Below are 22,376 nucleotides of genomic sequence, written 5' to 3' on the forward strand. Positions count from 1 at the left end.
GGTCATCGCTTTCGTGCGGTGCCGGTCATCGAGTGTTTGCCTTCCGAGGGGTGGCGGGGGCATAACTGGAGCCGCTGGTTCCTGATCAAGTGAAGGTCACTATAAGAGGGTTGACGATCACTTTGGTGTCTCCCCCTGGGCTTTGCCAAGAGTGCTACGGACGCAATGGTCTCAACCGGCATGTTTCCTAACCGTACGGCAGGAGCGGGCCGGGCATCCTGGGACCCATGGCCGAACAGCGACACCTGCGCCCTCCCTCGAACGCCACCGAACTGGCACGTGAACTCCGTGCGGCCGTCCGCGGCGAGGTGGACTTCACCCCCGCGGCCCGCGCCTTGATGACCATGGACGCCTCCAACTACCGTCGGGTTCCCGTCGGCGTGGTCAGCCCGCAGGATGCGCAGGACGTGGCCACGGCCCTGGAGGTCTGCCGACGTTTCCGCACCCCCGTGGTCCCGCGCGGAGGCGGTACGTCAATCGCCGGGCAGGCGACGGGCGTTGGTGTCGTGCTCGACTTCACCCGGCATATGAACGCCCTTCTGGACGTGGATGCGCGCAACCGTACGGCCGTGGTGCAGCCGGGACTCGTACTGGACGCCCTGTGCGATGCCGTACGCCCCCTGGGGCTCACCTTCGGGCCCGACCCCTCCACCCACTCCCGCTGCACCCTCGGCGGCATGATCGGGAACAACTCCTGCGGTGCGCACTCGGTCGCCTGGGGGACGACCGCGGACAATGTCCGGGAACTGTCGGTGCTCGCCTACTCGGGGACCGTCCACCGCCTCACCCGGGAAGGCAGCGACCTCCCCGTCGGCGTGCGGGAACTGATCGACGAGAACCTTGCGCTCCTGCGCACCGGCTACCCCACCGACCTCCCCCGACGCATCTCCGGATACGCCCTGGACGCGCTGCTGCCCGAGAACGGGCGCGACGGCGCCCGTGCGTTCTGCGGGAGCGAGGGCACGCTCGGCGTGCTCACGGAGGCCACCGTACGACTGGTCCCGGCGCCCGCGGCCCGGGCGCTGGCCGTGCTCGGCTACCCGGACGAGGGCGCGGCGGCGGAAGCCGCGGCCGGACTGCTGCCCCACGGCCCCCTGACCGTCGAAGGGATGGCGGACGACCTCGTCCCCGAAGGGCACGGCCTGCCGCGCGGCGCGGCCTGGCTCTTCGTCGAGGTCGGCGGCGCCACCCCCGCCGATGCGAGGTCCCGGGCCGCAGCGGTGCTGCGGGGCGCGGACGCCCTCGACGGGACGATCGTGGCGGACCCGGCCGGGATGCGGGCCCTGTGGCGTATCCGCGAGGACGCCGCCGGCACCGCGACCCGCACCCCCGACGGCGCGGAAGCCTGGCCGGGGTGGGAGGACTGTGCGGTGCCGCCCGCCCGACTCGGACCGTATCTGCGGGATTTCCGCGCCCTGCTCGCCGCCCATGGACTGCGCGGCACCCCCTACGGCCACTTCGGTGAGGGCTGTGTCCACGTCCGGATCGACTTCGACCTGCTGAGCACCCGCGGAGTGGCCGCGTACCGAAGGTTCTCGCTGGAACTGGCCGACCTCGTCGTCGCCCATGGCGGCTCGCTCTCCGGCGAGCACGGCGACGGCCAGGCCCGAGCCGAACTGCTGCCCCGGATGTACGGGGACGAGCTGGTCTCCCTCTTCACCCGGTTCAAGGACGTCTGGGACCCCGACGGCGGTATGAACCCGGGCATGCTGGTCCGCCCCGACCCGCTGGACGCCAATCTGCGGTTCGCCGTACTGCCCCGCACCCCGGCCGGTGGCGCGGGCAGTGCTGTTGGTGGAGGCAGTGCCGATGGCACCGATGGTGCTGGTGCTGCCGACAGGGTCCGTACCGTGTTCGCCTACCCCGCCGACGGCGGTGACTTCACGGGCGCCGTCCGCCGCTGCGTGGGCATCGCCAAGTGCCGTACGCCCACGACCGCCGGACCATCCGTGATGTGCCCCTCCTTCAGGGCGACCGGCGAGGAGGCCCACTCCACCCGCGGTCGAGCCCGACTGCTGCACGAGATGCTGGCCGGCGATGTCATCCGCGACGGATGGCGCTCCCCCGAAGTGCGGGACGCCCTCGACCTCTGTCTGTCCTGCAAGGGCTGCCGCAGCGACTGCCCGGTGGGCGTCGACATGGCCACCTACAAGTCCGAGTTCCTCCACCACCACTACCAGGGGCGACTGCGCCCGGCATCCCACTACGCGCTCGGTCGGCTGCCCGAATGGCTGCGCATCGCCGCCCCCCTGGCCCGCCCCCTGAACGCCCTCGCGCAACTGCCTCCACTGGCCGCCGTCGCCAAACGACTGGCGGGCGTCGCGCCGGAACGCGATCTGCCGGCACTCGCCGTCGAACGCTTCGGCCGCGGCGTGCCCGTGCCCGAGCGGCCCGGCACCCTGCTGTGGCCCGACACGTTCACGACGTATCTGCACCCCTCGGCGGGCCGTGCGGCCGTGCGCGTCCTCTCCGCGGCCGGACTTCCGCCCCTGGTGCCCCCCGGCCGGATCTGCTGCGGACTCACGTACGTCTCCACCGGACAACTCGACCGGGCCCGCCGGGTGATGACCCGCACCCTGGAGGCGTTGGAGCCGCTGTACGCCGCCAAGGGGCTCGACCTCCCCGTGACCGTCCTGGAGCCGAGTTGCGCCGCGACGCTCCGCACCGACCTGCCCGAACTGCTGCCGAACGACCCCCGGGCCGACCGGCTCGCGTCCGTGGTCCGCACCTTCGCCCAGACGCTGGAGGAGAACGCCCCCCACTGGAGCCCCCCGGTGCTCGACCGTGCCGTCGCCGGGCAGACGCACTGCCACCAGCACGCGGTGCTCGGGGACTCAGCCGAGCGTCGACTGCGTGAACGCGCCGGGCTGCGCGGTGAACTCAGCGGTGGCTGCTGCGGCCTGGCCGGCAACTTCGGATTCGAGAAGGGCCACCACGATGTGTCGACGGCCTGTGCGGAAGAACAACTGCTCCCCTCGGTCCGCACGGCAGGACCGGACGCCGAACTGCTGGCGGACGGCTATTCCTGCCGTACGCAGCTGGCCCAACTCGCCGGAGTGCGAGCCAGACATCTGGCGGAGGTCCTGGCCGACGGCCTGGAACCCGAGGAGAGCTGAGGGAACGCCGCGACTACCGGGACGGGGCGTACTCATCCGGGGCTGGGCCCGGGGTGAGCAGCGGCGCGCAATGGGGACAGGCGTACAGCAGTATCTCGCCCGCGTGCGTCCAACGAACGGGGACGGCGGCGGCGGTGGCGCGCCCGCACTCGACACAGTCGGCGCAGAACACCGTCGGGGCGGGTGCGGTGAGGGCGTCGAGTGTCATACGGACGCTCCTCGGGCGGTGACGGGGAGGTCGAGCCCCATCGCGGCGTACAGAAGCCTTCGACGCGGTCGTATCGGTCGCAGCTCCAAGGTGTCGTCGGCGGGGGCGTAGGGCCTCACCAGCCGGGAGTCCTCGCCGCGCAACGGGCAGTGCCGTTCGATGACGTGGACCGGGGTCGGGGTGGCCCAGGGCTGCGTCCAGGGGTCGATGGGGGGCGGGGTGCAGTCGGGGATCAGTTCACCCCTGCCCCCTCCTAAGAGACGTGCTGCCCACTGCAGCAGGCGGGCGATCAGTTCACACATGTGGGGGTCAGCTCCTCAACTGCTACTCGTCGCTGTTGTCGGGCCCCGTCCATGGTCGCGTCGAGCGCGCATCGGGAACAGGGCGCAGGCGGCTGCTTTTGCCCGCGCGTACTCCGGGGTGTTCAGGAGCGCAGCCGTTTCCGGTGCGCGAAATGCCAAGCCGTGCTCGCCCCGGGGAGGGCGAACGGGGATGCGCGCTCCGCCGCCGGGGCAGGGGTTCCGGGGCGACGGTGCCGGTCCGGTACTACGCGCACGGACTTCGGCGGACGACCGAAGGCCCGGGCCGCTCGCGCTTCCCGGCTCCTGGGAAGGTCGAGCTACCGCACCAGGTCATAGTGCAGCCCCGTCGGGTGATCTTCCAGAGCGCATCCGAGAAATGCCCCACGAGGAGTGCAACACCAGCCCTGGGGGAGCTGATCACCAGGAGAGCGGCGGGAATCATGGGTATGACTGCTCGGGGACCGTACAAGTGTCGCCCGCCGTCGCGTGTCGGTCGATGTCTCTAACTTCCCTCTGTACGGGGGTACTTGTGAGGTCGGGAGGCCATCCGGGGTCAGGGCGTGCTGTTGGGTCCGGGCGATCGCCGTCGATGGCTGACGATCAAGAGCGCTCGGCACCCGGTACGACGGCCGGTGCCGAGAGCCGGGCGCACAGCGTGGTCATATCGCGGGCCGGCCTATGCGTCCCGGGTCAGTTCCCGCGCCAGCTCCCGCAGCGCCGGGAGCGCCGGGTGTCCCGGGCCGACCCGGTGGGCCAACAGCACCGGGACCGGTGGGGCGTCCGGCAGCGGACGGTAGGCGACCCCGGGGTGCGGGTGCATCTTCGCCGTCGAAGCCACCGAGACCCCCGCACCCCGGCCCGCCGCGATCGCGGTGAGCCAGTCGTCCGTGTTGGTCACCGTCACCGTGGACACCGGGCGCCCGTCCTCGGGCCAGAGATCGACCGTGGTGATCCCCGACACCAGATTGATCAGGACCGGTCCCGACGCAAGGTCCGCAAGGGTCAGTTCAGCGCGGGCCGCAAGCGGTCCGTCCGAGGTCACCGCGGCCACTCTCGGCTCCATGAACAGCAGCTCCGTCACCAGACCGGGCGTGTCCACCTGCCCGCGCAGCACCGCCGCGTCCACCGCGCCGCGCGCCAGCCCCGCCGTGCGGTCGTCGATGCGGAGCAGTTCCAACGGGGTCCGGGGCTGCTCGCGCTCCCACCGGCGCAACAGGGGGGTCGTATGGGGGCCGAGCGCGGACCACGCATGCCCCAGGCGCAACGGCCAGTGGTGCAGCCGGTTCGGATCCAACGCCTCGTCGAAGGCCGCCACGGCAGCCGCGGCCTTGTCGCGGAACACCCTGCCTTCGCCGGTCAGCGCCAGATGGTGGGTCGAGCGGTCCACCAACTTCGTACCCAACTGTTTCTCCAGCGCGGCCAGCGCGCGGGAGACCGCCGGCTGCGTCAGATGGAGGCGAACGGCCGCCCTGGTCATGCTCCCCTCCTCGGCGATGGCGAGGAAGGCGCGCAGATGACGCAGCTCGATGCTCATGCGCCCGCAGCATAACCGCAGACCAGTCGGCATTTCACGAGATGCGCGGCAGGCCGTAGCGTGGTGTTCGGCCCGCTCTGGGCCGAAGGTGTGCATCTGTTAGCCGTGGAGGGCTCCAGTGGACGAGGTGCGAAGTGCAATCGCCGCAGAGGGGCCCGAGACCGCTGCGGCGCTCGATGCGGCACAGCCTGCCGAGGGTCGATGGGCACGGCTGAGCGGCGGTTCGCTCGGGCCCGTCGGGCTGGTGGTCGGCGGTGCGCTGTCCGTCCAGTTCGGGGCGGCGGTCGCGGTTCTGCTGATGCCCGAGGCCGGCGCGTTCGGTGTGGTCACCCTGCGACTGGTGCTGGCCGCACTCGTCCTTCTGATCATCTGCCGGCCCCGGCTGCGCGGCCACTCCCGCGCGGACTGGGGCACGGTCGTCGCCTTCGGCAGTGCCATGGCCGGCATGAACATCCTCTTCTACCAGTCCATCGACCGGATTCCGCTGGGCGCTGCGGTCACCCTGGAGGTGCTCGGTCCGCTGGCGCTCTCGGTCATCGTGTCCCGGCGGGCGATCAACTTCGTCTGGGCGGGACTGGCCCTCGTGGGCGTCGTCCTGCTCAGCGGCGGTGGATTCGACCGGTTGGACCCGGTCGGTGCGCTGCTCGCCATTGCCGCGGGCGGGATGTGGGCCGCGTACATCGTCTTCAGTGCACGCACCGGACGACGCTTCCCACAGGCCGACGGTCTGGCCCTGGCGCTGGCGTTCGGTGCACTGCTCAGCCTGCCGTTCGGACTGGTCGAGGCCGGCAGCAAGCTGATCGAGCCCTCGATCCTGCTGATGGGCCTCGGAGTCGCACTGCTGTCGTCGGTACTGCCGTACACGCTGGAACTGCTCGCGCTGCGGCGGCTGCCGGCGTCCACCTTCGCGGTGATGATGAGTCTGGAGCCTGCGGTCGCGGCAACGGCCGGATTCCTGGTGCTCAACCAGGCGCTCGCGGTCACCGAAGCGCTGGCCATCAGCCTGGTCATCGTGGCCAGCATGGGAGCCGTCCGCACCCAGGTGCGCCGCAAGTAGTCGGGGCGGGGTCCGGTCGGATCGTCGCATTCGGCCGGATCTGATCCCTCCACACCCGTCTCACGGCATCCGGAGCCTCCCCGGGTCTCCCCAAGAGGGGGCGCAACCGCGATTCTGGGCCTCCAGCCTTGTCTGCACGGCGATGCAACAGCGAGGGGGCTCCCGTGGTGTTCCGCAGCCAGTACGCAGACGTCCAGCCCGTCAGTGAACCCATCCACGAAGCGGTGCTCGCCAGGGCCGCCGACCTGGGTGCCGCGCCCGCCCTGATCGACGCGGTGCACGGCACCACCGTCAGCTATGCCGAGCTGGATCAGCAACACCGTCGGATCGCCGCGGCCCTCGCCGATGCGGGCGTGCGCAAGGGCGATGTGATCGCCCTGCACAGCCCCAACACCATCGGCTATCCGGGGCTCTTCTTCGGTACGACCCGCGCGGGTGCGACCGTCACCACCGTCCATCCGCTGGCCACCGCCGAGGAGCTGGCCAGACAGCTGCGGGACTCGTGTGCCCGTTGGATCATCACCGTCCCTGCCCTGCTCGAAGTGGCCCGACGGTCGGCCGAGCTGGTGCCGGGGATCGCCGAGATCTTCGTCAGCGAGTACTCCGGAGGGCGCCGGAGCGTGCGCGACCTCTTGCGCTCGACGGCACCCGAGCCGGACGTCGACATCGACCCGGCCGAGGACATAGCCGCCCTGCCGTACTCCTCCGGTACCACCGGTCTGCCCAAGGGGGTGCGGCTCAGCCACCGCTCACTCGCCACCAATCTCGCCCAACTCCATCCCCTGCTGCCGTTGGGAGCGGGGGACCGCATCCTCGCGGTGCTGCCGTTCTTCCATGTGTACGGGCTGACCGCGCTGCTGACCGGGCCGCTCCGGCAGGGGGCGACCGTCGTCGTACTGCCACGCTTCGAGCTCGACAGCTTCCTCGTGGCGATCGAACGGCACCGGGTGAGCCGGCTGTACGTGGCGCCGCCGATCGTGCTGGCGCTCGCCAAGCACCCGGCGGTCGACCGCTACGACCTCACCTCGTTGGAGCACATCGTCTGCTCGGCGGCACCCCTGGACGCCCGACTGGCCCTGGCCTGCTCGGCCCGGCTGGGACTGCCTCCCGTCCGGCAGGCGTACGGCATGACCGAGCTCTCGCCCGCCTGCCATGCCGTTCCCCTGGATGCCGAGGACCCGCCATCGGGGACCGTCGGCCGACTGCTTCCGTCCACGGAGATGCGGATCGTCGACCTGGACGACCGGACGCGTACCGTCGGCCCGGGCGAGGAGGGCGAGATAGCGATCCGCGGCCCCCAGGTGATGCAGGGCTACCTGGGGCGTCCGGACGACACCGCCGCCATGGTCGACAAGGACGGTTGGCTGTTCACCGGAGATGTCGGCCGGGTCGACGACGACGGTTGGCTGTTCGTGGTCGACCGGGTGAAGGAACTGATCAAGTACAAGGGCTACCAGGTCGCCCCCGCGGAGCTCGAAGCGGTGCTGCTCACCCATCCGTCGATAGCGGACGCGGCGGTGATCGGGGTGCGCGAGGAGGACGGTACGGAGGTTCCCGCCGCCTTCGTCGTCCGCCGCGTGGCCGCTGGACAGCTCACCCCGGACGAGGTGATGGCCCATGTCGCCGCCCGGGTCGCCCCGTACAAGAAGGTCCGGCGCGTCACTTTCGTCACGACGGTTCCCCGGGCGCCTTCCGGGAAGGTCCTGCGGCGCCAGCTCCGTGAACGCGAAGGCGGATAGGGCGTTCGCCGGGCAGTCGGGGAACGGGCTCTGGCACTGCGTGTCGCGCGGTGGGGGCGGTGGGGCAGGATGAGGCGGTGACCGATCACGCCGCTGCCCCGGACCCCGCCGCCAGGATGCGTACGTCGAGCGACCTGGAGCCCGTACCGGATCCCGCCGTCATGCGCGAGCAGTACCGCTCGACGCCCCTCCTGGAGTCGGACCTCGCGCCCACGCCCATGGACCAGTTCGCCCGCTGGTTCCGCGAGGCCACGGCGGCTGCCCTCCAGGAGCCGAACGCGATGGTCGTCGCCACGGCCACCCCCGACGGCCGCCCCTCGACGCGCACGGTGCTGCTCAAGCACTACGACGGTCGGGGCTTTGTCTTCTACACCAACTACACCTCGCGCAAGGGCGGGGAGATCGCCGAGAACCCCTGGGTCTCGCTGTTGTTCCCCTGGCACCCGATCGCCCGTCAGATCATCGTCACCGGCTCCGCGACGCGCGTCAGCCGTGAGGAGACGGTGGCGTACTTCCGGACCCGTCCGCACGGCTCCCAACTGGGCGCCTGGGCGAGCGAGCAGTCGTCCGTGATCGGCTCACGACAGGAGTTGGTGGGTCGGTACGAGGAACTCGCGAACCGCTATCCGGAGGGGGAGCGGGTGCCCGCGCCGCCTCAGTGGGGCGGGTTCCGCGTGGTGCCGGAGACGGCGGAGTTCTGGCAGGGGCACGAGAACCGGCTGCACGACCGGCTGCGATACGTACGGGCACCGGGCGAGGAGGGCCACGGCGATGGGGACAAGGCGTGGCGGGTCGAGCGACTGTCCCCCTGAGAGCGCTTGCTCGCCCCGCGGGGCTCCCCGGCGGGTCGCTGCCCGGCCGTTGCCCGGCCGTTCCCCGGTGCCGGGCGGCGCCGACGATGTCTCACCGTAGGGTGCAGACGGCCCCGCGGGAATGGTCCGAAGCCAGGGGGCCGTGGGAATCCCCCGGCCGTTTCCCTGGCCGCTTCCCCGGGGTGGGGACGGACGAAATGCGGCGACACGGAATCGGACCAGTCGGAACAGGGTCATTCAAAAAGCGCAAAAAATGGGCGTGCACATGACGAATTTCATCGTGTGGTGCGCCCATGCAGAAACCCGCGGGCTCGGGTCCCTCCTTGCGGAGGGGCCGGCCGGACGATACCGGCGAGCCCGCGGGTCGGTGACTGCTTGGATTGCGGCAGGAGGTCTGCCGACTGCACGAAGTGCGGCGGCAGGCCCTAGCCCGCAGCCACCTCACTCGTCCGGTATGCATACATCTTCCGAACCACCTCCTTTCTTGTGTGCCCACACCTTAGGAACCCCCGCTCGGCCCGTTCAACCGAATTAATGTGCACGGCTTTTTCGGAACCCCGTGTGTCCCCGGTCACGTTCGAGTTCAATGGTCTGACGTGCATCAACTCGCGCGGACGCGTCCTTCAGGGGGCCGGTATGAGTGCTTCGAAGAGTGAGACGAGTGAGGCGGCCGACTCGTCCTGGCCCCCGGGCCGCGGCGGAACCGCGCAGGACGACACGGTGAGCGAGCCGTGTTCGGAGTTGCTTGCCGCCCTCCTCGACGGGATGGACGCGGCACTCTGTGCCTTTGCCGCTGACGGCACGATCACCCACTGGAACCGCGAGGCCGAACGCATCCTCGGCTGGTCACCCGACGAGGCCGTGGGCCGGCGCGGGTTCACCGGATGGGCCGTGCGCAGGGCCGACGCGGACGAGGTGGCGCGCCGGCTGATGGCGGTGATGGCCGCGCCAGGGCGCCAGGTCGACGAGTTCGCACTGTTGCGCAAGGACGGCGGGCGGGTGCTCGTACGGATCCAGTCGGCGCGCGTCCTCGGCGCCGACGGCAGTCCGGCCGGGGTCTACTGCGCCTTCAGCGAGGTCCATGCGCAGATCGACCTGGAGCGTTCCATCGCCCTGAGCGAGGCCCTGTTCGACGACGCCTCCTGGGGTGTGGTCCTGGTCGACGTCGATCTGCGCCCCACCACGGTCAACGGCTATGCCGAGCGGGCCCTGGCGGCGGGCGGCGGCTCACCCCTGGGCCGCCCCCTGGGCGAGATGGTCGTCGACGGCGTTGAGCAGCTGGAGTCCTCGCTCCACCACGTCCTGGCCGAGGGCGCCCAGCGCGGGTTGAGCGAGTTGTGGGTCACCCTGGCCGGCAGCGCCGAGGACCCGGCCCGCACCGGGCCGGCCGTCGGCCGGCGCAGATGCTGGCGCAGCGGCTTCCTGAGACTGGGCTCCCCGCTGGCCGAGGAGCCGGTGCCGCTGGGCGTGGCCTGGCTGTTCCACGACATCACCGAATCGCGCCTGGCCGAACAGGAGGCCGACAGGCTGCGCTTTCGCGCGGGGCAACTGCACCGGGCGGGTCGGGCGGCGGCCGAGTGCGAGGACCCGACCGCGGCGGCCATGACCTATCTCGACTTCGCCCTCGCCGGGTTCGCCGATCACGTGGTGGTGGACTTATTCGAGCCGGTCGACGGCGGGCGGCTCATCCGCGCGGCGGCAACACCGGCCGGCGCGCCGGGCCCGTGCCTCCCCCTGACCGGCGGAGGTGCGCCGATCCCCTATGCGCCGGGGCATCCGGCGCTCCAGGCCGTCGATCGCACCGGTTCGGTGCGGGCGAGCGCGCCCGGCACGGCATCCGGGGCCGAGTTCGCGAAGTGGTCCAAGGACCGGCGCTGGCCGCGGGACATGGCGCACGCGCTCTGCACGGTGCTCAGGAGCCGGGGCCGCACGCTCGGGGTCGTCACCTTCCTCCGCGGCGCCTCCCGGCCTGCGTTCGAACGGCCGGACGCGGTGTACGCGGAGAGCATGTCGTCCCTGACGGCGTCCTCGTTGGACATGGCCGCCCTGGTGGCCGGCTAGTGCTGTGACCGGAAACGTTCACCGGCCCGCGACGCCCGGCACGGCACCTCGCCGTGTTGTCGGACCACGCAAGTACGTCCAGTACGAGCCGTGGACCTCCGCCTTGCGATGCACCGCACCGAACGCCGCGGGCCCCACGGCAAACCTTTCCGGTCACAGCACTAGGAAACGGCCTGGAGGTGCACGGGTCGTGCCACGCCGTTGGACCGGCCCCGAGTACCCGACGGCGGGTAGGCAAAGGCCCCGGCCGCCGGGTCGACGAGCGACACGGCGACCAGGGCGCCGTTCGCCGTGGGGATAGCCTCCGCACCTCCTGGCATGTCCAGGTGTACGGAGGCTTGGCCTGCCCCCGGAGGACGGCCGCCCGAGCCGGGCGCCTCAGGGGGGATCCACCGGCGTACGGCTCAGCGCCGGTAGAAGATCCGGTCGCCGTACTCCGTCATCACCCGGCCGTTCCACTCGTGCCCGCCGTCCACGTTCCCCGACCTGAGCAGCGGCGGCTCGATGCCCCGCTCCACCAGCCGCTCCGCCGCGGTCGCCATCATCGCCTGCATGATCGCGCTGGTGACGACGGTCGACGCCGGGGCGAAGGGCGCCTCGATCCCCTCATGGGTCAGCTCGGCGTCCCCCACGGCGATCTTGGAGTCGAGGACGATGTCGCAGTGGTCCTTGAGGAAGGTGCCGGACGCGTTCCGGGCGCTGGTGGCGTCCGCGTAGGCCACCGACGTGACCCCGATGACCTTCATCCCCAGCGCCTGGGCGTTCAGCGCCATCTCGACCGGCAGGGTGTTGCGCCCGGACAGGGAGATGATCACCAGCAGGTCACCGGCCTTCAGCGGGCTGGTGTCGAGCACCGCCGATGCCAGGCCCTCCACGCGTTCGAGCGCGGAGCCGAGCGTCGCCGGCATCACGTCGACGCCGACCACCCCCGGGACGGCGAGCAGATTCATCAGTGCGAAGCCGCCGGCGCGGTAGACGACGTCCTGTGCGGCGAGCGAGGAGTGGCCCGCGCCGAAGGCGAACAACCGGCCTCCGGAGGCTACGGTGTCCGCTATCGCCTCGCCCGCGGCGGCGATGTTCTCCGCCTCTTCGTCCCGTACGCGTTGCAGCAGACCGATCGAAGCGTCGAAGAACCGACCGGCCAGCTTGCTCTCGCTCATCGCCGAGCCCTTTCGGGGGTGTGTGGGAACGCTATGCGAAACACGCGTACCCGGGTACGAATGGAACATGGAGCGTGCCGGGAATATCCCGTGCCGCGGATCACGTTGAGGTCTGGACCACTGCACTGTCAATACGGCCTGAGCTACCGGCTTTCTCCGGCGCGACACAGTTGTCAGTGCGATGCGTAAGAATTGAGTCGGGGCCGCAGCGCACGATTTCATCGAGGGGCACGTATGTCCGGACTGATCGACACCACGGAGATGTATCTCCGCACCATCCTTGAGCTCGAAGAGGAAGGTGTGGTTCCCATGCGCGCGCGCATCGCGGAGCGGCTTGACCAGAGCGGCCCGACGGTCAGCCAGACCGTGGCCCGCATGGAGCGGGACGGTTTGGTGACGGTCGCGGGAGACCGCCATCTGGAGTTGACCGAGGAGGGGCGGCGCCTGGCCACCCGCGTGATGCGCAAGCACCGACTGGCCGAGTGCCTGCTGGTGGATGTCATCGGGCTGGAGTGGGAGCAGGTCCACGCCGAGGCGTGCCGCTGGGAGCACGTGATGAGCGAGGCCGTCGAGCGGCGGGTGCTGGAGTTGCTGCGCCACCCCACCGAGTCTCCTTACGGCAACCCGATTCCGGGTCTTGAGGAGCTGGGCGAGAAGGCCGAGGCCGACCCCTTCCTGGACGACAGCATGGTCTCGCTCGCCGATCTCGACCCTGGGGTCGAGGGCAAGACGGTGGTGGTCCGTCGGATCGGGGAGCCGATCCAGACCGACGCCCAGTTGATGTACACGCTGCGTCGGGCCGGCGTCCAGCCTGGTTCCGTGGTGAGCGTGACGGAGTCGGCGGGCGGGGTGCTCGTCGGCAGCAGCGGTGAGGCGGCGGAGCTGGAGGCCGATGTGGCCTCGCACGTCTTCGTGGCCAAGCAGTAGAGCGCGGGGTTACGGGACCCTGTTGAGGGTCCCGCCCGCGTACTCCGGTGGGGAGACATGGGGCGTGCGCCCCAGCGCCCTCACCGGCATCTCTGAGAACGTTTTCCGCCCGGAATGGCAACGCCCGGGCGAATCGCGTGCCAGTCTGGGCCCGAGGCATATGACCCAAGGCCGGGGAGGGATCAGGGTGATGCGCCCGTCGTACGCCCCGCGTACCGAGCAGCGCAGTCCACAGGTCCTCGGCCCCCGGAATCTATCTACGCGTGTCCCGCGGCCCATGGAGCGCCGTCGGGAGCCTCGGAGCAGTCATGGAGACTGCCCGCGCACGGTCGCTGCCGCACTTCTCCCCCCACGGGTTCGCGTCGCCTTCGAAGATCGACGGGCTCCCTGCCTCGGCGGCGACCCGGTGGAAGAGGGCGGTGGCCATGGCTGCCGCGGCCTCTCGGTGCGCCCTGGGGCGTCCCTGGTGCAGTGGCGCCTTCGACGATCGCTCCATGGCGTGAGCCCGATGTGCCTGACGTATTCGATGTGCCTGACGTGCCTGATGTATCCGATGAGATCGACGGAACGGGCGGGGCGGACGCGCAGTGCCGCAAGGGAGAGCCCCGGCGCCCAAGAGCGCCGGGGCCCGTCCTCCCCTGTGTTGACCCGGAGCCCCGAGCTCCCAGGGTCAATCCCCTCGGACCGTCTTCCCCGAGCGGCCCGCCTCCCGCTGAAGATCTCCCCCAGGCAGCGACGGTCAATCCTGGAAGGCGGTCACTCGAACGAGGGGTGTTGCACGTCAGAAGCGTGTTTTCGAATGTGAGTTCGATAAGCTGCGGGTGGGCAGCCGAACAGGTCAACAGGGGACAGAAGGGGGTGCCGGGCACATGGTGCGGCGCATCGACGTGACCGGAGCCGACGGCGTACGGCTGGCCGCTTGGGAGTACGCGGATCCGCCGAAGGGGGGCGGGGAGGAGCAGGTGGCCGACGAGTCCGCACCTGCGCCCGGCGTCTTACTGCTGCACGGACTGATGGGCCGGGCCTCCCACTGGGCGTCGACCGCCCGCTGGCTCGCCGAGCGGCATCGGGCCATCGCGCTCGACCAGCGGGGCCACGGCCGGAGCGACAAGCCGGCGGAGGGTCCCTACACCCGCGAGGCGTACGCGGCGGACGCCGAGGCCGCCATCGAACAGTTGGGCGTCGCTCCGGTGGTGCTGATCGGCCATGCGATGGGCGCGCTGACGGCCTGGCAGGTCGCCACCAGACGCCCGGACCTGGTCAAGGCGCTGATCATCTGCGATATGCGGGCCTCCGCCCTGGGGGCGGCCTCGCAGCGCGAGTGGGACGAGTGGTTCCGTGCCTGGCCGGTGCCGTTCGCCACGCTGGCGGATGTGCGCAAGTGGTTCGGCGAGGACGATCCGACGATGGAACAGCCCAATGTGTCCCGGGGGGAGTTCTATGCGGAGGTGATGGCCGAGCGGGCGGACGGTTGGCGCCCGGTCTTCTCCCGGCGGCAGATGCTGAAGTCGCGTGAGGCGTGGGTCCACGACGCGCACTGGGAGGATCTGGCCCTGGTCGAGTGCCCCACGCTGGTGGTCCGCGGCGTGGACGGCAAATTGGGCCGGGCGGAGGCCCAGGAGATGGTCAGGGTGCTGCCGCGCGGTCAGTACGCGGAGGTGCCCGATGCCGGTCACCTCATCCACTACGACCAGCCGGAGGGGTGGCGTGCCGCCATCGAGCCCTTCCTCGAAGGGGTGCGCGGACAGGAGGAGTGACCACGGGCCACTGTCGCGTCCATGGGCGGCCCCGGGAGCACGGGCGATGCGGTCCGTGCTCCCGGGGCCTGCGCGCGAAGGGGGCCGTCCCTCCGGGGCCGAGGCTCAGAAGGAGAAGACCGCGCCGCCGCCGAGGCTCGCCACCATCTCGCAGCCGTTGTTGTACGTGCCCGACCAGGTGAGGTGCCGCCCCCGCCACACGCCGTCAGCGGTCACCGTCACCGGGTCGAACTGGCGGGTGCAGGTCGTGTACGCGAGCGCGGACGGCAGCGCCGTGAACTCCCCGTCCACGCGGTCGAGTTCACCGCAGGCCGCAGTCGCCGCCGGGTGGCTGCCGCCCGCCGCCGGGGCACAGTCCAGGGTCACGGCCCGCTCGACGGTGGTGGCGCCGGCCGCCGACTCCTTGCCGATGGTCAGCACGAGCGCGGAGGGTGCGTACAGGGCGCCCGCACGAGCGGGCTGTGCGGCTTCGGCCGCCGCGACGGCCGTTCCGCCCAGAACCAGGGCGGTGGTGACGGCGAGCACGCTGTGCGTACGACGCATGGGAGGAAGCTCCTTCACGACTGCGGGTGATTGCGCTCGGGAGTCTTGCGTACGCGGACGGTGAGAACGGCGAGGGTCGACGACCCATCACCCGTTTCCAGCCGTACCCCCATGGGCGGGATCACCCATCCGGCCTCAAGGACGGCTCGTCGCCGGCTCCGTCGGGCCGGTTTCGCCGTGGTGCGTCCGCACCCCAACTGGACTTCTGCCCGCGGGAGCCGCACCGCCGAGAACCGTCAGCCGGCGATCAGCACAGGAGTGCGACTGCCCGGCCCTCTCCCTTCGACGCGAAACCATCGCTGCCGCGGTGGACTGGATGTACGAAGACGGGCCCCTGGTCGAGCAGTTGCTCGACCAGAGGCCCTTACTCTGCAAGATCCACCAGACGGGAGTTGCCGGGTGGTCCTAGCCCTTGCTGACCGCCGTCAGGATCTCCGGCAGTCGCCTCGCGGTCCAGGGCGCGGCCAGCCGCACCCCGGCCCAACCGATCAGCATCCCGTACGCCGCGCCCCCCGGCAGCAACAGCCACAGCTGGTCGTGCCCGTCCGTGAGGTGCAGCCAGATCGTCGCCGTGATCACCGGAGCGCAGAGCAAGGTCGCGACGAGCATGCCGCCGAGGATCGACAGCCAGGCGATGGCGCCTTGTCCGGGGGCGGCGTTCTTGTAGGCGCTGTCCTGCGGGATCGAGTAGGGGAAGCGCGCCGACGCCAGAGCGCCGGTCGCCAGCATCGCGCCCAGGATGGCCAGCGAGAGACCCAGCGCCGACGGCAACGTCTTCCAGTCCCCGAGGACCGCGGCCACGATCACGGTGACCAGCACCGTGTACGGGAGCGTGATCACGAGCAGGGCCAGCGCCCTGGCCCGCAGCTCCTCGTAGGCGTCACGGGTGGTGGAGATGGTCAGCGACACCATCCAGAAGGCCGAGGTGTCCTGACCGAACTGGTTGTACATCTGGACGCCCAGCATCCCCGCGGCGAAACAGGCGAAGTAGATCGATCCGGCGCCCTGGAGCACATTGAACAGGGGCACGAGCAGACCGATGGCCAGCCCTGACACCCACGCGGCCTTGGTCTTGGGGTCGCGCCACACATAGCGCAGGCTGCGCTGCATCACCGCGCCCGTACGCCCCTCGGGCAGCAGCCGGTGCATGCCGGTCGACGACCCCTTGCGGGTCGGGGCCGAGGACGCCGCCAGGGTGGAGCCGTCGGGCGTGGTCATCAGAGCGGTCAGGCTCCGCCCCCAGGACCACAGGAGGGCCTGGAGGGCGAGGGCGGTCAGGGCCAGCTGGACGAGGGCCACGGCGTAGGAGCCGTCGGCCGCGGAGTCGATGGCGCCGATCGCGGCAGCGGGCGGAAGCCACCGCAGGACCTCGGCCACCGGTTCCAGGGCCGACATCCCACCGGAGCGACTGAGCTGCTGGGCGCCGAAGTTCACGACCTGGATCCCGACCGCGATCACCAGACCGCTGAGCACGGCCAGATCGCGGCCCTTGCGCGAGGTCAGCAGACGGACGTTGCCGGCTGCCACCGTCCGGGCCAGTGCCACGCACACCAGGAGCGTCAGCGGCACGGCGACCACGGAGATCACGGCGGCGAACGCGCCATGGGAGAGCGCCAGCGCCGCACCGAGCACCAGACAGAGCGAGAACAGCGGACCGATGCCCGCCAGGGACGCGGTGAGCAGGGCGAAGACCAGCGGACGCGGACGCAGGGGCAGCATCACCAGCCGAGTCGGGTCCAGGGTCTCGTCACCGCTCGGGAAGAACAGCGGAAGCACCGCCCAGCCGAGGGCGAGCAGCGCGGTGAGCAGCACGGCCACCGTCATGGCGTGCTCGTTGCCCCGCAGCAGCACCAGACCCAGCAGTTGGCCCGCCGCGATCAGCAGGGCGAAGATCAATGAGATGACGAAGACGGCCGTACGCGCCGAGGACTGCCGCAGTCCGTTGCGCAGCAGCGACAGCTTGAGCCGGACGAAGACTCCGGCCAACTGTCGGGCGCCCAGTTCGGTTCCCCGGGGGCCGCCGACGGGTGCCAGCGCATCGGTTGGGGGTGCGGGCGTCGTTCGATTGTCCGCGGCGCTCACCGCGCACCGCCCCCGCCGAGCCAGTCCAGGGAGTCTCCCGCATCGCGTCCGCTCGCACCGACGAGCTCCAGGAACGCGTGCTGGAGGCTCGGGGCTTCGCCACGGACCTCGGCGATCGGGCCTTGGGCCCGGATGTGGCCGCCGGCCATGACCGCGACCCAGTCGCAGAGCGACTCGACCAGCTCCATCACATGGCTGGAGAAGACGACGGTGGCGCCGGAGGCCGTGTACCGCTCCAGGACTCCGCGGATCGTCTGGGCCGAGACCGGATCGACGCCTTCGAAGGGCTCGTCGAGGAAGAGCACTTCGGGGTTGTGCAGCAGGGCCGCGGCGAGACCGATCTTCTTGCGCATGCCGGTGGAGTAGTCGACGACCAGTTTGTGCTGTGCGCCGGCGAGGTCGAGGACGTCCAGGAGTTGGGTGGCGCGCTTGTCCACCTCGTCGCCCGGCAGTCCGCGCAGCCGCCCGCCGTAGGCCAGCAGTTCCCGGCCCGAAAGACGTTCGAAGAGACGGAGTCCCTCGGGCAGGACACCGATCCGTGCCTTGACGGCGATGGGATCGCGCCATACGTCGTGCCCGGCGACCTCGACGCGCCCCTGATCGGGGCGGAGGAGTCCGGTGACCATCGACAACGTGGTGGTCTTGCCGGCGCCGTTGGGCCCGACCAAGCCGATGAACTTGCCTGCGGGCAGGGTCAGATCGATGCCGGATACGGCAATCTGCTGGCCGAATCTCTTCCAGAGTCCCTCGACGCGAACAGCGGACGGTGCCGTGTTCGCTCCGTCCGCCTCCGCGGCTCCCATCGCCCGGTCATCCGGCATGGTGCCCGCCTTTCGGTGTTCCCGTTTTCTTCTACGCGTCGACAGTGTGTTCGCGTCCGTACGGGTCCACCTTATGTAAGCGCCAGTTAAAGCCCGCGGGCGCGGGCCGCCACCGCCTCACGTCCACAGGCGTACGCCAGCGGGCTGATGAGCTCTTCCGCATCCGGCAGCCAGCGGTTCGCGGGCGTCGGACGACGAGCCCACTGCACCGCGCCCTGCGCTCCCACCCGGGTGGGCGGCGCCGCGATGTAGTGCCCCTCGCCCCGGCCGATCAGATCGATCGAGGTCGGCGCCCAGCCGAGACCGCGGACCAGGTCCGGCACCTTCTGTGCGCCGCCCGGCAGTACGAAGAACAGCATCCGTCGATCAGGGGTGCAGGTCACCGGGCCGAGCGGGAGGTCCATCCGCTCCAGCCTGGCCAGTGCCAGGAAGCCCGCGGACTCCGGGAGATCGAGCGCGTCGAAGGTGCGGCCGGTGGGGAGCAGGATCGATGCCTTGGGGTGTTTGCCCCACATGCGGCGTGCGGCGGTGGCGCTTCCGGTGGCCTGGTTCGCCCAGTCCGAGCCGGTGGCGTGCGCACCCGGCGCAGCGCAGTCGGACTGCTCGCAGGAGCAGCGCACCCTGCCGTCGTCCGACACCAGCCAGGTACCGGGGAAAACGTCCCAGTGCCGTTCCTCCGCGTACCGCACGGCATGATCCAGCAGCTGCTCACCTCTCTGCTGGGGGATCTGTGCGGCCTCTGCAACTCCCATGGTCTCTTCCACGCACCACTCAACTTCCGCTGTCACCTAGGGTTACGGGCGTCCTACGGGCCGCCCGGGGTCATGATCCCGCATATGGGGCGCATGGATGCACGGACGGGGGCGCGCGTGCGGACCGGCCACGGGGGCGGGTACCCACTGATACATAGGGGGGCGACACGCCGTCTCTGCCCGCGCCAGAAGCATAGTCGGCGTGATCCGGAAATCCGCCGGGACTTCTGGAAAAAACAGACCAAGCCGCGGAAGTCTGCATTCTCCGTAAATCAGCCGGGCAATGATCCCTCCGTGGATCGTGGCCTCAGGGGGTTACCAATGGCAGCCAGGTCTCTTGTCGCCCGACAGCCGAACGAACGGCTGCAGGCGCTCATTCAGGAAGCCGGATGTTCCAACGCAGGGCTCGCACGGCGCGTCAACATGGTCGGCGCGGAGCGCGGGCTCGACCTGCGCTACGACAAGACGTCGGTGGCCCGTTGGCTGCGGGGGCAGCAGCCGCGCGGACGCGCGCCGGGTGTCATCGCCGAGGCCCTCGGCCGAAAACTGGGCCGTACGGTCACCATCGACGAGATCGGCATGGCCAACGGGAAGAACCTCGCATCGGGGGTCGGCCTTCAGTTCTCGCCGACCGTGCTCGGCGCGATCGAGCAGGTGTGCGAGTTGTGGCGAAGTGACGTGGGTCGCCGCGACTTTCTGTCCGGGGCGACCGTGGCCGCTTCGGCGCTGGTGGAGCCCAGCAGGGACTGGTTGATCACCGGTGCGGACGGCCAGGTGGCGCGCACCGCGGGAGCGCGCGTCGGCGCCTCTGACGTCGAGGCGGTACGGGCGATGACCCGGGCCCTGACCGAACTCGACCATCGCTTCGGCAGCGGACATGTACGCCCGGTCGTGGTGCACTACCTCAACTCCGTTGTCTCCGGCCTGCTTTCGGGCTCGTACCGGGATGCGATCGGCCGTGACCTGTTCGCGGCGGTGGCCCGACTCACCGAACTCGCCGGCTATATGGCCGTGGACACGGGCCAACCCGGTCTCGCGCAGCGCTACTACATCCAGGCACTTCGACTGGCGCAGGCCGCCGGGGACCGTGGGTACGGCGGATACGTACTGGCCGCGTCGATGAGCCATCTCGCGGCGCAGTTGGGCAATCCGCGGGAGATCGCCCAACTGGCGCGCGCCGCGCAGGAAGGGGCCCGCGGGCGGATCACCCCCCGGGCCGAGGCGATGTTCTTCGCGGCGGAAGCGCGCGGGCACGCCCTCCTGGGTGATGCCCACACCTGCCACACCGTGGTCGGCAAGGCGCTGGCCGCGCTGGAGCGGGCGGAGGCGCAGGGTGGGGACGACCCCAGCTGGATCGCCCACTTCGACCAGGCGTACCTCGCCGATGAACTCGCCCACTGCTACCGCGATCTGGGGCAGCCGGAAGCAGCCGCGCACCACGCCACCCAGTCCGTTGAGGGCCATCCGGAGTCCCGGGCGCGGCGGCGGGCGATCGGTCTTGTCCTGTTGGCCACCGCCCAGGTGCAGCAGCGCGAGGTCGAGCAGGCGTGCCACACGGGGACCCGTGCGGTGGAACTGCTGGGGCAGTTGCGTTCCAGTCGGGGCGCGGAGTACCTGGAGGACTTCCAGTTGCGGCTGGAGCCGTACGGGGACGAGCCCGCGGTCCGGGAGTTCGGGGCGCGTGTCGAGATGCAGGCCGCCTAGGAGGGCGAGCCCGTCTTGTGACGGCCTGAGAGACGGGCGGCAACGGCCCGGGAGTTGTGACTGCAGTCACAGATCAACGGCCCTCGGGCCGTGTGTCCAGGGTCGTTGCCCCGCCCCCGCACATGTGTGCGCAGGGCGACGGAGGGCACCCGGTAGCGTGACCCGACGGTTCCGTAGGCCGATACGTAGGAGTCCTGGTGACACACAGCGGACAGGGTGATGAGCGGCATCCCGATGCCCGGCCCGCCCGGGAAGGCGTCGTACTGCCCGCCGACGGCTCCGGCCCCTGGGTGCCAGGGGAGCCGGCCGACCGGACCGCGCCCGCTGGCGGTCAGCCGTGGGGCGAACCCTGGGGAACACAGCAGCCGGTGACCGATCCGTCCGCGCAAGGCCCTTACGGGTCACCCGAGTTGGCGCAGCCCTACGCGCAGCACCCCGGCTATGGCCCACCCGGCGCGGACCCCTACGGATCACCTGGCGTCGGCGTCCCCACCGCTGCGTCCGGCCCGCGGCCTGACGAGGTGGCCCCCGCAGCGCCCCCGTACGACTCCTCGCACGGCCATGCGCCCCATCAGCAGTTCCCCGGGGCTGCGGATGCGACGGCGTATCTGCCGCCGGTGCCGCCCGGATCGGCGGGTGGGATGGATGCGACGCAGGTGATTCCGCCCGTGTCCGTGTCATCGGATGGTCCCGGTGTTCCCGGGGCTGCGGATGCGACGGCGTATCTGCCGCCGGTGCCGCCCGGGCCTGCGGGTGGGATGGATGCGACGCAGGTGATTCCGCCCGTGTCCGTGTCATCGGATGGTCCCGGTGTACCCGCAGCTGCCGACGCGACCGCCTATCTGCCGCCGGTCACACCGGGCGCCCTGCCTCCTGAGCGGCCGGCGCCCCCCTCTCACCAGCGGTCGACCGGACCGTACGGGCAGCAGCCCGTCCCCGACGCCCCGACCAGCGCTCCCTACGGCATCCGCCCCGGCGCCCCCGGCGACCGTCCGCCGCCCGCGGAGTTCGACAACCTCTTCCGTACCGGTGCCGGGCCGGACCCGACGCCACCGACGGACGGATTCGCCGCGGCCTCGCCCCCACAGCCGCCCGCCCCGCCCCGGAGCCGCCGTCGACAGGACGGGTCCGGGCCGCGCCGCCGCTCGTCGGTGCCGATGGTCGGTGTCGCCGTCGTCGTCGGCTGTGCGGTGCTCGGGCTCGGTGTCAGTGCACTGGTGTTCGGCGGCGACGACGAGCGGCCGGCTGATTCCGTCCCGGGGAACAACGTCGCCGCGGCCCCGTCCACCCCGAGTGCGGCCAACTCGCCGAAGGCCGCTGCCGCCGACCCCGTCGAGCAGCAGGCGCGGGCGCTGGACCGCTTGCTCGACGACAGCAACGACAGCCGTGCGGTGGTGATCCAGTCGGTCGCGAACATCAAGGAGTGCAAGGACCTGGACCAGGCGTCCAGGGATCTGCGGGGGGCGGCCGACCAGCGCCGCGGTCTGGTGGACCGGCTGGAGAAGCTGGACATCGACCGGCTGCCCGAACACGAGGAACTGGCCGAGTCGCTCACCGATGCATGGAAGGCGTCCGCCGCCGCGGATGATCACTACGCGGTCTGGGCCAAGCAGGTCAAGAGCAAGAAGTGGTGCCGGGACGGCCGGGCGCGCACCAGCAAGAGGGCGTCCCAGGGCAATCGCGCCAGTGGTGAGGCGACCTCGGCCAAGCGGGAGGCCGCCGGGCTGTGGAACCCCATCGCGGCCCGCTATGACCTGACCGAACGGCGTAGCGACCAGCTCTAGGCCCGGGTCCGGGTCGG

The 22,376-nt window shown here is 70.8% G+C and carries 17 protein-coding genes; 9 read left to right on the top strand and 8 right to left on the bottom strand.

Annotated features, from left to right (window positions below; all coding sequences use genetic code 11):
- Positions 1-227 precede the first annotated feature (227 nt).
- Positions 228-3,116, top strand: a complete 2,889-nt coding sequence (locus ACFXJL_RS12340) for an FAD-binding and (Fe-S)-binding domain-containing protein (protein WP_384691647.1) — start codon at positions 228-230, stop codon at positions 3,114-3,116.
- Positions 3,117-3,129: 13 nt separating this feature from the next.
- Here ACFXJL_RS12340 and ACFXJL_RS12345 read toward each other — a convergent pair whose 3' ends face one another.
- The 3 genes from ACFXJL_RS12345 to ACFXJL_RS12355 form a co-directional block, all read right to left on the bottom strand.
- On the bottom strand, positions 3,130-3,324 hold the full coding sequence (locus tag ACFXJL_RS12345) for a hypothetical protein (RefSeq protein ID WP_358877136.1): 195 nt from the start codon (positions 3,322-3,324) through the stop codon (positions 3,130-3,132).
- Positions 3,321-3,626, bottom strand: a complete 306-nt coding sequence (locus ACFXJL_RS12350) for a hypothetical protein (protein ID WP_358877137.1) — start codon at positions 3,624-3,626, stop codon at positions 3,321-3,323. The genes ACFXJL_RS12345 and ACFXJL_RS12350 overlap by 4 nt, the downstream gene beginning before the upstream one ends.
- A gap of 676 nt (positions 3,627-4,302) precedes the next feature.
- Positions 4,303-5,160 carry a LysR family transcriptional regulator gene (locus tag ACFXJL_RS12355; protein ID WP_358877138.1) on the bottom strand — a complete coding sequence of 286 codons (858 nt, stop codon included), beginning with the start codon at positions 5,158-5,160 and terminating at the stop codon, positions 4,303-4,305.
- A 211-nt stretch (positions 5,161-5,371) separates the two neighbouring features.
- On the opposite strand from ACFXJL_RS12355, the gene ACFXJL_RS12360 reads away from it, so the two are divergent.
- The 4 genes from ACFXJL_RS12360 (at position 5,372) to ACFXJL_RS12375 (ending at position 10,829) form a co-directional block, all read left to right on the top strand.
- The gene (locus tag ACFXJL_RS12360; RefSeq protein ID WP_384635875.1) at positions 5,372-6,217 is read left to right on the top strand and encodes a DMT family transporter; all 846 of its coding nucleotides are present in this window, start codon (positions 5,372-5,374) and stop codon (positions 6,215-6,217) included.
- A gap of 167 nt (positions 6,218-6,384) precedes the next feature.
- The gene (locus ACFXJL_RS12365; protein WP_384692110.1) at positions 6,385-7,956 is read left to right on the top strand and encodes a 4-coumarate--CoA ligase family protein; all 1,572 of its coding nucleotides are present in this window, start codon (positions 6,385-6,387) and stop codon (positions 7,954-7,956) included.
- Between the two features lie 161 nt (positions 7,957-8,117).
- Positions 8,118-8,768, top strand: a complete 651-nt coding sequence (gene pdxH, locus ACFXJL_RS12370; protein ID WP_384692113.1) for a pyridoxamine 5'-phosphate oxidase — start codon at positions 8,118-8,120, stop codon at positions 8,766-8,768.
- Between the two features lie 636 nt (positions 8,769-9,404).
- Complete coding sequence (locus ACFXJL_RS12375; protein WP_384691653.1) at positions 9,405-10,829, top strand: PAS domain-containing protein; 1,425 nt, start codon at positions 9,405-9,407, stop codon at positions 10,827-10,829.
- A 404-nt stretch (positions 10,830-11,233) separates the two neighbouring features.
- Here the strand turns inward: ACFXJL_RS12375 and ACFXJL_RS12380 are convergent, their stop codons facing one another.
- Positions 11,234-11,989 (bottom strand): SIS domain-containing protein, encoded by a 756-nt coding sequence (locus ACFXJL_RS12380; protein ID WP_358877141.1) that lies wholly within the window; start codon positions 11,987-11,989, stop codon positions 11,234-11,236.
- A 234-nt stretch (positions 11,990-12,223) separates the two neighbouring features.
- Between ACFXJL_RS12380 and ACFXJL_RS12385 the strand changes: the two genes are divergently transcribed.
- Positions 12,224-12,916, top strand: a complete 693-nt coding sequence (locus ACFXJL_RS12385; RefSeq protein ID WP_358877142.1) for a metal-dependent transcriptional regulator — start codon at positions 12,224-12,226, stop codon at positions 12,914-12,916.
- An 869-nt stretch (positions 12,917-13,785) separates the two neighbouring features.
- The gene (locus tag ACFXJL_RS12390) at positions 13,786-14,673 is read left to right on the top strand and encodes an alpha/beta hydrolase (protein ID WP_358877143.1); all 888 of its coding nucleotides are present in this window, start codon (positions 13,786-13,788) and stop codon (positions 14,671-14,673) included.
- Positions 14,674-14,778: 105 nt separating this feature from the next.
- On the opposite strand, the gene ACFXJL_RS12395 is transcribed toward ACFXJL_RS12390, so the two are convergent.
- The 4 genes from ACFXJL_RS12395 to ACFXJL_RS12410 all read right to left on the bottom strand — a co-directional run bounded on the left by ACFXJL_RS12395 (position 14,779) and on the right by ACFXJL_RS12410 (position 18,871).
- Positions 14,779-15,216, bottom strand: coding sequence for a subtilase-type protease inhibitor (locus tag ACFXJL_RS12395; RefSeq protein WP_384691658.1), 438 nt, complete (start codon positions 15,214-15,216; stop codon positions 14,779-14,781).
- Between the two features lie 405 nt (positions 15,217-15,621).
- Positions 15,622-17,298 carry a transporter gene (locus tag ACFXJL_RS12400; RefSeq protein WP_384691661.1) on the bottom strand — a complete coding sequence of 559 codons (1,677 nt, stop codon included), beginning with the start codon at positions 17,296-17,298 and terminating at the stop codon, positions 15,622-15,624.
- A complete protein-coding gene (locus ACFXJL_RS12405) occupies positions 17,295-18,119 on the bottom strand; it encodes an ABC transporter ATP-binding protein (protein ID WP_384635545.1) in 825 nt (274 codons plus the stop codon). Before ACFXJL_RS12405 ends, ACFXJL_RS12400 begins: the two co-directional genes overlap by 4 nt.
- Before the next feature lie 86 nt (positions 18,120-18,205).
- Positions 18,206-18,871: a bifunctional DNA primase/polymerase gene (locus tag ACFXJL_RS12410; RefSeq protein ID WP_358877145.1), complete on the bottom strand. Its 666-nt coding sequence runs from the start codon at positions 18,869-18,871 to the stop codon at positions 18,206-18,208.
- Positions 18,872-19,192: 321 nt separating this feature from the next.
- On the opposite strand from ACFXJL_RS12410, the gene ACFXJL_RS12415 reads away from it, so the two are divergent.
- Positions 19,193-20,575 (top strand): transcriptional regulator, encoded by a 1,383-nt coding sequence (locus ACFXJL_RS12415; protein WP_358877146.1) that lies wholly within the window; start codon positions 19,193-19,195, stop codon positions 20,573-20,575.
- 197 nt (positions 20,576-20,772) lie between these two features.
- The gene (locus tag ACFXJL_RS12420; RefSeq protein WP_384691665.1) at positions 20,773-22,359 is read left to right on the top strand and encodes a hypothetical protein; all 1,587 of its coding nucleotides are present in this window, start codon (positions 20,773-20,775) and stop codon (positions 22,357-22,359) included.
- The last annotated feature ends 17 nt before the right edge of the window (positions 22,360-22,376 follow it).

This window comes from Streptomyces sp. NPDC059256, assembly GCF_042753785.1.
Taxonomy (GTDB): Bacteria; Actinomycetota; Actinomycetes; order Streptomycetales; family Streptomycetaceae; genus Streptomyces.

What these genes read in the sequence shown, in the direction of transcription:
- ACFXJL_RS12340 (WP_384691647.1), top strand. Translation starts at nt 228, where the DNA reads ATGGCCGAACAGCGACACCTGCGCCCTCCCTCGAACGCCACCGAACTG.
- ACFXJL_RS12345 (WP_358877136.1), bottom strand. Translation starts at nt 3,324, where the DNA reads ATGACACTCGACGCCCTCACCGCACCCGCCCCGACGGTGTTCTGCGCC.
- ACFXJL_RS12350 (WP_358877137.1), bottom strand. Translation starts at nt 3,626, where the DNA reads ATGTGTGAACTGATCGCCCGCCTGCTGCAGTGGGCAGCACGTCTCTTA.
- ACFXJL_RS12355 (WP_358877138.1), bottom strand. Translation starts at nt 5,160, where the DNA reads ATGAGCATCGAGCTGCGTCATCTGCGCGCCTTCCTCGCCATCGCCGAG.
- pdxH (WP_384692113.1), top strand. Translation starts at nt 8,118, where the DNA reads ATGCGCGAGCAGTACCGCTCGACGCCCCTCCTGGAGTCGGACCTCGCG.
- ACFXJL_RS12375 (WP_384691653.1), top strand. Translation starts at nt 9,405, where the DNA reads ATGAGTGCTTCGAAGAGTGAGACGAGTGAGGCGGCCGACTCGTCCTGG.
- ACFXJL_RS12380 (WP_358877141.1), bottom strand. Translation starts at nt 11,989, where the DNA reads ATGAGCGAGAGCAAGCTGGCCGGTCGGTTCTTCGACGCTTCGATCGGT.
- ACFXJL_RS12385 (WP_358877142.1), top strand. Translation starts at nt 12,224, where the DNA reads ATGTCCGGACTGATCGACACCACGGAGATGTATCTCCGCACCATCCTT.
- ACFXJL_RS12390 (WP_358877143.1), top strand. Translation starts at nt 13,786, where the DNA reads ATGGTGCGGCGCATCGACGTGACCGGAGCCGACGGCGTACGGCTGGCC.
- ACFXJL_RS12395 (WP_384691658.1), bottom strand. Translation starts at nt 15,216, where the DNA reads ATGCGTCGTACGCACAGCGTGCTCGCCGTCACCACCGCCCTGGTTCTG.
- ACFXJL_RS12405 (WP_384635545.1), bottom strand. Translation starts at nt 18,119, where the DNA reads ATGCCGGATGACCGGGCGATGGGAGCCGCGGAGGCGGACGGAGCGAAC.
- ACFXJL_RS12410 (WP_358877145.1), bottom strand. Translation starts at nt 18,871, where the DNA reads ATGGGAGTTGCAGAGGCCGCACAGATCCCCCAGCAGAGAGGTGAGCAG.
- ACFXJL_RS12415 (WP_358877146.1), top strand. Translation starts at nt 19,193, where the DNA reads ATGGCAGCCAGGTCTCTTGTCGCCCGACAGCCGAACGAACGGCTGCAG.